The sequence below is a fragment of the Bradyrhizobium sp. BR 10261 genome (genome assembly GCF_019455395.1).
Lineage (GTDB): Bacteria > Pseudomonadota > Alphaproteobacteria > Rhizobiales > Xanthobacteraceae > Bradyrhizobium > Bradyrhizobium manausense.
The window spans coordinates 90,929-103,521 of record NZ_JACOFQ010000016.1 but is presented as its reverse complement, the minus strand read 5'-3'; the positions used below and the strand labels follow the sequence as shown (position 1 = coordinate 103,521).

Annotated in this window: 13 protein-coding genes; 1 reads left to right on the top strand and 12 read right to left on the bottom strand. The window is 64.2% G+C overall.

Annotated features, from left to right (window positions below):
• Window positions 1–215 precede the first annotated feature (215 nt).
• The gene (locus tag HYH07_RS20045) at window positions 216–728 is read left to right on the top strand and encodes a GcrA family cell cycle regulator (protein ID WP_212240674.1); all 513 of its coding nucleotides are present in this window, start codon (window positions 216–218) and stop codon (window positions 726–728) included.
• Between the two features lie 92 nt (window positions 729–820).
• Here the strand turns inward: HYH07_RS20045 and phoB are convergent, their stop codons facing one another.
• From phoB to HYH07_RS19985, 12 genes are all read right to left on the bottom strand, one after another.
• Complete coding sequence (gene phoB, locus HYH07_RS20040; protein ID WP_057745196.1) at window positions 821–1,534, bottom strand: phosphate regulon transcriptional regulator PhoB; 714 nt, start codon at window positions 1,532–1,534, stop codon at window positions 821–823.
• A 22-nt stretch (window positions 1,535–1,556) separates the two neighbouring features.
• The gene (gene phoU, locus HYH07_RS20035) at window positions 1,557–2,273 is read right to left on the bottom strand and encodes a phosphate signaling complex protein PhoU (protein ID WP_220004112.1); all 717 of its coding nucleotides are present in this window, start codon (window positions 2,271–2,273) and stop codon (window positions 1,557–1,559) included.
• 11 nt (window positions 2,274–2,284) lie between these two features.
• On the bottom strand, window positions 2,285–3,106 hold the full coding sequence (pstB, locus tag HYH07_RS20030; protein ID WP_220004111.1) for a phosphate ABC transporter ATP-binding protein PstB: 822 nt from the start codon (window positions 3,104–3,106) through the stop codon (window positions 2,285–2,287).
• A complete protein-coding gene (gene pstA, locus HYH07_RS20025; protein WP_220004110.1) occupies window positions 3,103–3,948 on the bottom strand; it encodes a phosphate ABC transporter permease PstA in 846 nt (281 codons plus the stop codon). Before pstA ends, pstB begins: the two co-directional genes overlap by 4 nt.
• A gap of 1 nt (window position 3,949) precedes the next feature.
• A complete protein-coding gene (gene pstC, locus HYH07_RS20020) occupies window positions 3,950–4,939 on the bottom strand; it encodes a phosphate ABC transporter permease subunit PstC (RefSeq protein ID WP_220004109.1) in 990 nt (329 codons plus the stop codon).
• Between the two features lie 187 nt (window positions 4,940–5,126).
• The gene (gene pstS, locus HYH07_RS20015; RefSeq protein ID WP_220004108.1) at window positions 5,127–6,140 is read right to left on the bottom strand and encodes a phosphate ABC transporter substrate-binding protein PstS; all 1,014 of its coding nucleotides are present in this window, start codon (window positions 6,138–6,140) and stop codon (window positions 5,127–5,129) included.
• A gap of 149 nt (window positions 6,141–6,289) precedes the next feature.
• Window positions 6,290–7,582, bottom strand: coding sequence for an ATP-binding protein (locus HYH07_RS20010; protein ID WP_220004107.1), 1,293 nt, complete (start codon window positions 7,580–7,582; stop codon window positions 6,290–6,292).
• 35 nt (window positions 7,583–7,617) lie between these two features.
• Window positions 7,618–8,676: a lysylphosphatidylglycerol synthase domain-containing protein gene (locus HYH07_RS20005; protein ID WP_220004106.1), complete on the bottom strand. Its 1,059-nt coding sequence runs from the start codon at window positions 8,674–8,676 to the stop codon at window positions 7,618–7,620.
• A 527-nt stretch (window positions 8,677–9,203) separates the two neighbouring features.
• Window positions 9,204–10,136, bottom strand: a complete 933-nt coding sequence (locus HYH07_RS20000; RefSeq protein ID WP_220004105.1) for a haloalkane dehalogenase — start codon at window positions 10,134–10,136, stop codon at window positions 9,204–9,206.
• Window positions 10,133–10,723 (bottom strand): TetR/AcrR family transcriptional regulator, encoded by a 591-nt coding sequence (locus HYH07_RS19995; protein WP_220004104.1) that lies wholly within the window; start codon window positions 10,721–10,723, stop codon window positions 10,133–10,135. Before HYH07_RS19995 ends, HYH07_RS20000 begins: the two co-directional genes overlap by 4 nt.
• Before the next feature lie 101 nt (window positions 10,724–10,824).
• On the bottom strand, window positions 10,825–11,121 hold the full coding sequence (locus HYH07_RS19990) for a hypothetical protein (protein WP_220004103.1): 297 nt from the start codon (window positions 11,119–11,121) through the stop codon (window positions 10,825–10,827).
• Window positions 11,122–11,123: 2 nt separating this feature from the next.
• Window positions 11,124–12,518 carry an OmpA family protein gene (locus HYH07_RS19985; RefSeq protein ID WP_220004102.1) on the bottom strand — a complete coding sequence of 465 codons (1,395 nt, stop codon included), beginning with the start codon at window positions 12,516–12,518 and terminating at the stop codon, window positions 11,124–11,126.
• Between the last annotated feature and the right edge of the window lie 75 nt (window positions 12,519–12,593).

The following is a 12,593-nucleotide window of genomic DNA, read 5'->3' as shown; positions in this document are numbered from 1 at the left end:
GTGAGTCACGGCATATTGTAGCGTTTGGCTTGTCAGATACGACATCTCGTGCAGCGGTTCTGATCCCAAAAGTCCTCATGTACCGGCGTAAACGTTCGGGCGCATCTGGTGCGCCCGGCGAGCCTTAAGGGATTCTGGCGGCACGGGTTTTTCGAAGCTTAGGCATTCGTCGTGAGGCCCCGCAGATGGCTGGCGCCGGCGAAGGAAAGGATGCAATGACGGTTTTGACCTGGTCAGATGATCGCGTCGAGCAGCTGAAAAAGCTCTGGGAGGCCGGACTTTCGGCCAGCCAGATCGCCGCTGAGCTTGGAAACGTGACCCGCAACGCCGTAATCGGCAAGGTGCACAGGCTCGGCCTGTCCGGCCGCGCCAAGAGCCCCTCATCAGCAGCTCCGCGGCCGCGCAAGGCGCGTCCCGCGCAGCACATGATGCGGGTGAGCCGCCCCATGGCGCGCGGCAACACCGCGCTTGCGCAAGCTTTCGAGGTCGAGGTCGAGGCTGAACCTGTTACCTACGACAACGTTGTGCCGATGAGCCAGCGGCTCTCGTTGCTCGAATTGAACGAGGCCACCTGCCACTGGCCGGTCGGCGATCCCTCAAGCCCGGATTTCTTCTTCTGCGGCGGCAAGGCGCTCTCCGGCCTGCCCTACTGCGCCCAGCACTCGCGCGTGGCGTATCAGCCGGCGGCGGATCGCCGACGGGCGCCGGCGAAGCCGGGCACGCGCTGAGTACTTGGTTCAGACGACATCGTCGCGGTACAGGCCGGGACGAAAAAAAGCGCGCCACCTGGCGCGCTTTTTTTTGTTTGCTGGCGGGCAGCTTAGCTTGACGTCTGCTCGGCCTTCGCGAAGCGATCGTCGAGCGCGTAGCCTGCGCCGCGAACGGTGCGGATCGGGTCCTGCTCGCGGCCGAGATTGAGCAGCTTGCGCAGGCGGCCGATATGCACGTCGACGGTGCGTTCGTCGATATAGATGTCGCGGCCCCAGACGCTGTCGAGTAGCTGCTCGCGCGAGAACACCCGGCCGGGATGCTCCAGGAAGAACTCCAGCAGGCGATATTCGGTCGGTCCGAGATCGATCGGCCGGCCCGAGCGCGCCACGCGGCGCTTCTCGCGATCGAGCTCGATGTCGCCGAAGGCGAGCACGGTCGCGAGCCGCTCGGGGCTGGCGCGCCGCAGCAGGCCCTTCACCCGCGCGAGCAGCTCGGGCACCGAGAACGGCTTGACGATGTAATCGTCGGCGCCGGTGGCAAGGCCCCTGACACGCTCGCTCTCCTCGCCGCGCGCGGTGAGCATGATGATCGGCAGCTGCTTGGTGTCGGATCGCGTCCGCAACCGGCGGCATAGCTCGATCCCGGACAGGCCCGGCAACATCCAGTCGAGCACGATCAGATCGGGGATGTGCTCCTTGAGGCGGGTGTCGGCGTCGTCGCCGCGCATCACCGTCTCCACGTCATAGCCGTCGCCTTCGAGGTTGTAGCGGAGAAGCTCGGTCAGAGCTTCCTCGTCCTCAACCACCATAATGCGTGCGCCCATGGGCTCGTCGCTCCTTGCGTAATCAGGTGTTCGGGACCGTCGTGGCGAACGTCGTCATGTCGCCCTTCGGCCGCTTGTCGGTGATGGCCTGGCCTTCGATCATGTAGAATACGGTCTCGGCGATGTTGGTGGCGTGGTCGCCGATCCGCTCGATGTTCTTGGCGCAGAACATCAGATGGATGCAGAACGAGATGTTGCGCGGATCCTCCATCATGTAGGTGAGGAGCTCGCGGAACAGCGAGGTGCAGATGGCATCGACTTCCTCGTCACCCTTCCACACCGCCATCGCCGCCGGCAGATCGTGCGCGGCATAGGCGTCCAGCACCGATTTGACCTGCTGCTGCACGAGGTCTGTCATGTGCTCGAGGCCGCGGAACAGCTTGAGCGGATGGAAATCCGTCTCCAGCGCCGCGACGCGCTTGCCCATGTTCTTGGCGAGGTCGCCGATGCGCTCGAGGTCGGTCGCAACCCGCATGGCGCCGACGATCTCGCGCAAGTCCACCGCCATCGGCTGGCGGCGCGCGATGGTCAGCACGGCGCGCTCCTCGATCTTCTTCTGGAGCGCGTCGAGCTCGGCATCGATGGTGACGACGCGCTGGCCCAGCGCGACGTCGCGGCGGATCAGCGCATCGACGGAATCGACGATCATGCGCTCGGCGATGCCGCCCATCTCGGCGACCAGGCGGGTGAGCTCCTGAAGGTCGGTGTCGAAGGCTTTTGCGGTATGTTCGGAAGCCATGTCCTGTCTCCTCAGCCGAACCGGCCGGTGATGTAATCCTGCGTGCGCCGGTCCGACGGCGACGTGAAGATCTTGCTGGTGTCGTCGAACTCGATCAGCTCGCCCAGATACATGAAGGCGGTCTTGTCGGAGACGCGGGCCGCCTGCTGCATGTTGTGGGTGACGATCGCGATGGTGTAGTTCTCGGACAGTTCCTGGATCAGCTCCTCGACCTTGGCGGTCGAGATCGGATCGAGCGCCGAGCAGGGTTCGTCGAACAGGATCACTTCAGGCCGCACCGCGACGGTGCGGGCGATGCAGAGGCGCTGCTGCTGGCCGCCCGAGAGCGACAGGCCGGAGGCGTTGAGCTTGTCCTTGACCTCGTTCCACAGCGCGCCGCCGCGCAGCGCCTTCTCGACGCGGTCGTCCATCTCGGACTTCGAGATCTTCTCATAGAGGCGGATGCCGAAGGCGATGTTCTCGTAGATCGTCATCGGGAACGGCGTCGGCTTCTGGAACACCATGCCGACGCGGGCGCGCAGCAGGTTGAGATCCAGCTTGGGGTCGAGGATGTTGGTCTGGTCCAGCATCAGCTGACCGGTGACGCGCTGGCCCGGATAGAGGTCATACATCCGGTTGAAGATGCGCAGCAGGGTCGACTTGCCGCAACCGGACGGGCCGATGAAGGCGGTGACGCGGTTGGTACCGAGCGTCAGATTGATGTTCTTCAGCGCCTGGTGCTCGCCGTAATAGAAATTGAGGTTGCGCACCGTCACCTTGGCCGGAGCTTCCGGCAGCGGCTGCTGCGAGGCGAGGTGAGCGTTGGAGCTCACGGATACGGACAGGTCGGTCATTTTGCGGTCCTCTCGGCACCGAGGATGCGGGCGCCAATGTTCAGGGCAAGCACGGTGAGCGTGATCAACAGCGCACCGCTCCAGGCGAGCTGCTTCCAATAGGCGTAAGGGCTCTGGACGAAATTGTTGATGGTGACGGGCAGGTTCGCCATGGTCTTGTTCAGGCCGAGGCTGAAGAACTGGTTCGACAGCGCGGTGAAGAGCAGCGGCGCGGTTTCGCCGGCGACGCGGGCGGTGGCGAGCAGCACGCCGGTGATGAGGCCGGAGCGGGCCGCACGATAGGCGATCCGCTTGATCACCAGCGAGCGCGGCAGGCCGAGGGCGGAAGCGGCCTCGCGCAGCGCGTTCGGCACCAGCAGCAACATGTCCTCGGTCGTGCGCAGCACCACCGGGATCACGATGACGGCCAGCGCGAGCGAGCCCGCAATCGCCGAGAAGCCGCGCATCGGCACCACCACCGCACCGTAGATGAACAGGCCGATGATGATCGAGGGCGCCGACAGCAGGATGTCGTTGATGAAGCGGATCACCGAGGTCAGCTTGTCGTTACGGCCGTACTCGGCGAGATAGGTGCCGGCGAACAGGCCGAGCGGCGCGCCGATGCCGACGCCGATCACGGTCATGATCAGTGAGCCGACGATGGCGTTGCGCAGGCCGCCTTCGGTCGAGCCCGGCGGCGGGGTATCGGCGACGAACAGGTCGAGATTCAGGCCGGCGATGCCGTTATAGAGCAACGTGAGCAGGATCAGCGCGAGCCAGGTAACGCCGATGGCGGCGGCTCCGAAGCAGAGCCCTCGAACGATGATGTCCTTGCGGCGGCGGCGTACATAAATCGGGTTCATGTCACTTCCCCGCCTTCGTTTCCAGGCGCAGCAGCATCAGCCGGGCGGCGGCGAGCACGAAGAATGTCAGCACGAACAGCAACAGGCCGAGCAAGATCAAGCCGGACTGGTGCAGGCCGTCGCTCTCGGCGAATTCGGATGCGATCGCCGCCGAGATCGTGGTGCCAGGCGCGAAGATCGATGACGAGATGCGGAACGAGTTGCCGATGATGAAGGTCACCGCCATGGTCTCGCCGAGCGCGCGGCCCAGGGCCAGCATGACACCGCCGATGATGCCGACACGGGTGTAGGGGATCACGACGCTACGCACCACTTCCCAGGTGGTGCAGCCGACACCATAGGCGGCCTCTTTCAGCACCGGCGGCACGGTCTTGAACACGTCGACCGAGATCGAGGTGATGAAGGGCAGCACCATGATCGCGAGAATCAGCGCGGCATTGAACAGGCTGAGATAGGACGGGGGACCTGCGAAGATCGCGCCCAGCACCGGGACGCCGTCGAAGATCCTGATCATCAAGGGCTGGAAGGTATTGGCCAGGAACGGCCCCAGCACGAAGAAGCCCCACATGCCGTAGATGATCGAGGGAATGCCGGCGAGCAGCTCCACCGCCATGCCGATCGGACGGCGCAGCCATTGCGGGCAGAGCTCGGTCAGGAAGATCGCAATACCGAGACCGACGGGAATGGCGATCAGCATCGCGATGAAGGAGGTGACGAGCGTGCCGTACATCGGTCCGAGCGCGCCGAGCACGGGCGGATCGGCCGACGGCGCCCAGCGCTGCGTCCACAGGAACGCAAAGCCGTATTCCTTCATCGCCGGGAAGGCACCGACGATTAGCGACAGGATGATGCCGCCAAGGATGAGGAGCACCGAGATCGCGGAAAGCCGGGTGATCCAGTAGAAGGTGACATCGCCGAGCTTGAACGCGCTCAAGGCCTTCGCGCGATCATAGGGGCCAGCGTCGTCGACTACATCGCTCTGAACAGCCATTTCTGCCACGCCGATCCCCTGTATTACGCTATCTGCATGCCGCCGATAAGGAGCGGTCTTGTCGACGATTTGTCCCGCGTCATTCCGGGATGGTCCGAAGGACCAGACCCGGAATTTCGAGATTCCGGGTTCGCTCGCCACGCTCGCGCCCCGGAACGACGGGGCACGAGCGTCGGACTTCAGAGCTTTAGCTCTTGATCTCGGCAGACCAGGTCTTCTCGATCTGCTGGACGACGCTGTCCGGCATCGGGATGTAATCGAGCTCCTCGGCTGCCTTCGCGCCGTTCTTGAAGGCCCAGCGGAAGAACTTGATGGCTTCCTGCGAGGCCGCCTTGTCGGTGGCATCCTTGTGCATGAGGATGAAGGTCGCCGCCGTGATCGGCCAGGACTTGTCGCCGGGCTGGTCGGTCAGGATGACGTAGTAGCCGGGCGCCTTGGACCAGTCGGCATTGGCGGCGGCCGCCTGGAAGGCCTCGGTGGCGGGCTCAACGGTCTTGCCACCCTTATTGACCATCTTGGTGTAGGTCAGCTTGTTTTGCTTGGCGTAGGCGTACTCGACATAGCCGATCGAATTCTTGGTCTGGCTGATGTTGCCCGAAACGCCTTCGTTGCCCTTGGCGCCGACGCCAACCGGCCATTCGACCGCGGTGCCCTCACCGACCTTGCTCTTCCAGTCGGCGCTGACCTTGGAGAGATAGTTGGTGAAGTTGAAGGTGGTGCCCGAACCGTCCGAGCGGCGAACCACGGTGATCGCCTCCGACGGCAGCTTCACGTTCGGATTGAGCTTCTTGATCGCGGCGTCGTCCCACTTGGTGATCTTGCCGAGATAGATGTTGGCGAGCGTCTCGCCGTCGAACACCATCTCGCCAGGCTTGACGCCTTCGAGGTTGACGACCGGAACGATGGCGCCCATCACCATCGGCCACTGGGCAAGGCCGTCCTTCTCGAGCTGCTCGGCCTTGAGCGGCATGTCGGTGGCACCGAAGGTCACGGTCTTGGCCTGAATCTGCTTGATGCCGCCGCCGGAACCGATCGACTGGTAGTTCAGACCGTTGCCGGTCTCCTTCTTGTAGGCATCAGCCCACTTCGAATAGATCGGGAACGGGAACGTCGCACCTGCGCCGGTGATGTCGGCAGCGAACGCCGCCGTCGTCGTTGCGGCGACCAAGCCGGCAGCGACGATCGTTTTGAGGAAATTCATGCTGGTCTCCATACAGGGGAGCGAAGCGCCATCCGCGCCCGATCGCGCTCCCGCGCCGCCCCTTTAGGAGCGGTCGGCTGAGCTTTTACGAAGGTTTCGTGACAGTCGGATGACAGTGCTAAGCGATTGAAACCGCGTTGTTTTATTGCCTAAACCAAAGTCTTGGCCTGGGGAAAACAGGCGGTGAAAGTCGCACCCTGCTTGGGCACGCTTTCGATCAAAAGGCGGCCGCGGTGACGGTTAAGAATATGTTTCACCAGGGATAATCCGAGACCCGTGCCGCCCTGCGAGCGGCTGTCGCCGACGTCAACCCGGTAGAACCGCTCGGTCAGGCGCGGCAGGTGCTCCGGTGCGATGCCGGGGCCGAAATCCCGCACCATGACCCGGATTTCCTGAGTTGCATCGGCGGGCGCCGGCAGCGTCAGCGAGACGATGACGCGTCCACCAGAGGCGCCGTATTTGAGCGCGTTTTCGATCAGGTTTTCGAACAGGCGGAGCAGCTCCTCGCGGTCGCCGGCGATCATGACCGGGCCGTCAGGCAAATGGGTCTCGACCTCGACCTGGCGCTCGCGCGCCAGCGGCTCGAGCCCGTCGGCGACCTGGAAGATGATCGGCAAGAGATCGACCAGGGTGTCGGGCCGCACATGCGCCGACAGCTCCACCCGTGACAGCGACAGCAGGTCGTCGATCAGGCGCGCCATGCGGGTGGCCTGGTTGTGCATGATGCCGAGAAAGCGCTCGCGCGCCTTGGGGTCGTCCTTGGCCTGGCCCTGGAGTGTGTCGATGAAGCCGGACAGCGCGGCCAGGGGCGTTCGCAACTCATGGCTGGCATTGGCGACGAAGTCGGCGCGCATCTCCTCGACCCGGCGCAGCGGCGTCTGGTCGTGGAAGGTCATCAGCATGCATTTGTCGGCGCCGCCGAAATTGGTCGGCACCGGCACCGGGGTGATGATCAGCTCCATCCAGCGATCGACAGGCACATGGTCGAGATAGGTCGCCCGCCGCGGCTCGGTGGTGGCAATTGACTCGCGCAGCGCCGTGATGATCTCCGGCGAGCGCAGCGCGAACTGGGCGAGCTCGTTCTTGCGCAGCGCCGGCGCGAGCTGGGCAGCGGCCGCATTGAGATGGATGACCCGGCCGGCGCGGTCGAGCAGCACCGCCGGATCCGGCATGCCGGCGACGACCGCAGCCACCGCGGCGCTTTCCACCGGATTGACGCGCCTGACGTCCTCGCGCGAGGCGGCGGTATCATGCAGCCGCCAAGGGATCAGTGCCGCAGCCGCGATACAGACAAACACGGCGACGGCATGCACCACCGACAACTCGCCGAGCGAGACGACGACCGACAGCGCCAGTGCCGCAGCGATCAGGACGATGGTCGAGTGCCGCAGCCGGTCGGACCAGGGCTGCACCGTGGGAGACGAGGGAGCGTCGATCGCCATCGGGCCGGGCTTCTCCTGGGTTCGCTCTGCGCCGGTCAGACGCCACCGCTATCGCTGCGCTTTCTCACATAAGCGGCTTCAGGCGGTGGGCCTGGGTCGAGCTTGAGGGCCGCCTGCTGCAGGCGTTTCGATCGGGCGCCGATGATAACCTCCCGAAACGTCAGCAAGATTACAGAGATGACGAAAGGGGACAGATAATAGAGGACCCGGAACAGCAGCATGCCGCCGAGCAGCTCCTCACGGTCCATCTGCCAGAGGCCGACCAGCATGGCGGCGTCGAAGACCCCTAAGCCGCCGGGAGAATGGCTGGCGAAGCCAAGCAGCGTCGCCGAGACGAAGATGACCGCGACCACGACGAAGCCGAGATTGGGCTCGTCGGGCACCAGCACGTACATCGCAAGCGCACAGAAGCCGAGATCGATGATGCCGATGGCGATCTGCAGCAGCGTCAGCGGGCCGCCCGGCAACACCACGGTCCAGGGGCCGCGCCCGACCACCCGCGGCTGGGTCCAGACCCAGACCACGTAAGCGACCAGCGCCACAATTATCATCATCGCGACGGTGCGGTTCAACCAGGGCGGCAGCTGGTCGATCGAGGCTGCCGCCTCCGGATGGTAGGAGATGCCGAGGCCGAGCACGGCTGCATTGCCGAGCCAGAAAGTGAGGCCGGCCAGGAAGCAGATTTTCGCGACGTCGATCGCGTTGAGGCCATAGGCCGAATAGATGCGATAGCGCACGGCGCCGCCGGTGAAGACGCTGGCGCCGACATTGTGGCCGATCGAATAGCTGGTGAAGGCCGCGAGCGCGTTGATGCGATAGGGTACGTGGGATTGTCCAATCGCGCGCACGGCAAACAGATCGTAGAAGGTCAGGGTGAAATAGCCCGCGGCGACGAACAGCGCGGCCATCGCAATCTGGCGCGGCTCGGTGCTCTTGATCGCCTCGATCACCTCGTTCGTGTCGATGCCGCGCAGCATGTGGTAGAGCACATAGCAAGCGATGCCGATGACCGCGACGCTGATCACAACTCCAAGCTTATGCAGGATTTGCTTCTGGCGCAGCAACGTCATCGCCCTGCGTATGGCTTCCAGCATCTAGACCTCGAACAACACTTCAGCGGCCAGGGTGGCCGGCGAACAGGCAGACGACGCACAGGCACGCAACGAACGAGCACTCAACGAACCCTCGCCGCCGGCTTTGGCCTCGCGCATGCCCCCCGTCCCTCCACTAGCGCGTTTCGGGGCGGAGTGGAATTCGCCAATGTGAACAAAATCACGTGCCTTCAATATTTTAGGCAGGCTTGCGAGCTCATGATGCACGGTTTGGCGCTTTCGGAGGCAAGGCTTGAGGCGAATCTCCATGGCAATCTGCGCAGTCGCCGTGAAGTTTTGATGATTTCGACCGGACAATGTTCCGTCGCGCTTTAAGTCGAAATCAATCTATGGACCGCGCGCGCCTGTTAAAAGGGGGCCGCTGCGTCGGCAGGGCTGCGCGGCACACGATGATGTGGCCGACGCCTCGCTCCTGGTCATCGCGTTGCACTGCGACATCACAGACGTCATCGCGGCCGCCTCGCCAAGGGCAGCCGCGACGAGCATGTTGCTCAGAAGTAGCGCTCGCCTCAGGCTGCAAGCTGCGGGCGCATTGCTTCGATGCCGGCGATCCACCCGGCGACAGAGCGGCCAATCGCCTCGGGGTGATCCTCCTGAAGGAAGTGCAGCCCGGCGCCGAGGCGAACCAGCGCGCAGTGCTTCAATGAGGCCGCAAATGACGCGGCAAATTCCGGTGCGACCAGAGCTCCGGGCTCCCCGGTGAACAGAAGCTTGGGATAGGACGACACGGCCAGCGCCGCGTGCGCGGATTCGAGCGCGGCATAGACGTCGGCTGGCTCGCCGGCGATCGGCAATTCGCGTGGAAGCGCAAGCACGGGACGGCGACTCTCCGGCGTCGGGAATGGCGCACGATAGGGTGCCATCTCCGCGTCGCTCAGCTTGCGCACGATGCCGCCGGGCAGAACGCGCTCGACGAACGCATTTGCCTCGAGGATCATCGCTTCGCCCTCACCCGGCGTCCTGAATTTGCGGAAGACCGCGCGTGCCGCCTCGGCATGGTCCTGCTCTTCCGCGACCTCGGTGTGGTGGAAATCCTGCCAGGTCGGCATTGGACGGATAAATTCCATGAAGGCGAGGCCGCGCACGAAATCCGGCCGGCGCGCGGCGAGATGAAATGCGAGCGCCGTGCCCCAGTCCTGCGCGACGAGATAGGCCGATTTGATCCCGCGCGCTTCGATGAAGGCATCGAGGTAGCGGACAAGATCGAAGAAGCGGTAGGCGATGTCGGGCTTGTCGGACTGACCGAAACCGATGTTGTCGGGCGCGATGCAATGCGCGACCGGTGACACCAGCGGCAGGATATTGCGCCAGATATGCGAGGAGGTCGGATTGCCGTGGAGGAACAGCGCGACGGGCGCGCTGTCCGCGCCGGTCTCGCGATAGGCCATGTGGCTTCCGAGGACGGACGCTTTGCGAATCTGGATGTCGATCGGCTTGGTCATGTCGGCTCCTTGAACACGGTTTGGAATGCGATGGTCTTGAAGCGTTCGAGCGCTTTGGGATTGCGGTCGACTTTCATGCGCAGGATTGCGCCCTGCCAGGACGCGAGCAGGAAGTCGGCAAGCTCATCGGGCTCGAAATCGGAGGCGATCTCGCCGCGCTCTTGCGCATCCCTGATGCAGGCGGCGAACGGGGTGCGCCATTCGGCAAAGATCGCTGAGAGGCGCGCGCGCAGCAGTTCGCTGCTGCCTGACGCCTCAAGGCTGAGATCGCCGATCAGGCAGCCGCGACCATAGCCGTCGGCCTCGAGCCTTCCGGTGATGATGTCGAGATAGCGCCGCAGGCGCGCCCGCGGCGTCAGCGAAGTGTCCTCGAGCGCTTCGGCGACGAGGCCGCGGGTGACATCGAAATAGCGGTCGAGCACTTCGGAAGCGAAGGCCTCCTTGGAGCGGAAATGGTTGGTGAAGGACCCCTGCGGCGCGCCCGCCGCAGCGGTGACGTCGCGCACGCTGGTGCCGTGATAGCCGGTCCGGAACATGACCTTGAGGCCGGCGTCGAGGATGGCATCTTTGAGTGATGGCTTGGGCATGCGTGGCATAATACGTACGTACGTATTGATGTCAAGCACTGACCTGTTGCTGCAGCAATCTCCCTGCGCGTCAGTCAGTTACTGCATTTTTGGAGCACGGATCAGGCCGCAGGCTGGCTGCGCGAGACCACCCAATAGCGCAGCCAGGCGCCGATGGTACACCCACCGAGATAGCAGGCGAACATCACGAGGCCGAGGTCGAGCCAATAGCCGAAGCGTCCCGGTACCACGCGCGCGAACGAGGCCGCGACCAGGCCCGCAACGAGCACGGCGAGCCAGCGCGCGGTCACCTTCGAGGTGCCGTTGCCGCGCTGGACCACCGAGATCCAGCCCATGCAGAAGCCCAGCAGAACCGAGCCGATCAGCCAGCCCATATGGAACGAGACGAGATAGGGCATGATCACCTCACCAGAAATTCGATGCGGCGGTTCTGCGCCTTGCCGTCGTCGGTGTCGTTGCCGGCGACGGGCTGCGTGCTGCCATAGCCGACCGCGGTGAAACGGTCCGCAGGCAGGCCGGCCTTGACCAGATAGTCGATCACCGCCTGCGCGCGCTTCTCGGAGAGCGCCTGGTTGAACGAGTCCTCGCCATCGGCATCGGTGTGGCCGGCGACCTCGATATTGGTGGTGGGGCAGCGCAATGCCGTTTCGATCAGATGATCGAGAACGCCCGCGGAGTCGGGATCGATATCGGCACGCTTGGGCTCGAACCGGATCTTGCCCTTGGCCAGCAGCTCCGAGAACAATTGCTGGCAGACGGTGCCGTCGACCGGCCCTGCCGCGGGCTTCACCGTGATTTCGGGCTTGTACTGCCAGGCCTTTGGAAAATCCTTGCCGAGGCCGGCGCGGATGTCGTTGGCCGCGCCTTCGTACAGCGCATCGCCCGACAGCTTCACCTCGCGATCCGAGACCACGAGGGTGCCGGTTGAGAGCCGCGACAGCGCACCGAGTGCTGCGACCACCGCCGTGTTGAACGAATTGGGCGCGCCGATGCTGGCCTTGAGATTGTCGACCACCTTCTCGGTGAAGAATTTCCGCGAGGCGCTATTTGCGATCGCGGCGTGCACGGCGTTGTCGGGCACGTAGCCGGTCAGCGTCACGGTGGCGGCGACTGGATCCTTGTAGGCCTGGAAGATGTAAGGCGGCGCCTTGATCTCGTTGGACGCGATCGAAAAGCCCTCAGGTAGGTTCTTCAGCGCGGCGGCGATCGCCTCGCGTCCGCCGAGGTCACGCGCCATGCCCGACAGATTGATCTTGGTGTCGGAGATCGTGATCTTGCCGTCCTTCAGCTTGCCGATCTGGTCGATCAGCAACATCGCCGCCGCCTCGAAACGCGCAGGCGCGCCGCGGGCGAGACCCATCTGATCGGCGACCTCGCCGCCATTGACCTCTTTTCGCGCGGCCTCGGTGAGACGCGCCTTCATCGATGGCAGCGGCGCGGAGCCCGACAGGGTCACCCGCACTACGTCGCGCTCGGCGGTCCAGACGAAGGGTTTTGCTTCGGGAACAAGGCGGGTCTGGTCGTCGACCAACCGAACGCCGGGAACCATCTCAACCGTGGTCACGGCATCGCGGCGCCCCTCCGCGGAGAAAGCGTCCGCGGCCAAGCGGACGTCACGGCCGTCCACCGCGATTCGGGTCTTGTCCAGGACGGTATCCTTGAGCGCGGCCGAGCTGCGGGCCGACAGGTCGGCCTCGACAGGCAAGGTGTTATTCCAGGCCGCAAATCCCCACATGGCGGCCAGGGGAATCAGCCCCGGCCACCATTTGCTGGCCCACCTGAAAAGCATATGCATTCGACGACCCGAACTCTGGAACCGGAGACAAAACAAACCCTTGGCGGGCTGTCAAACCGGAAATGGAGCCGTTTC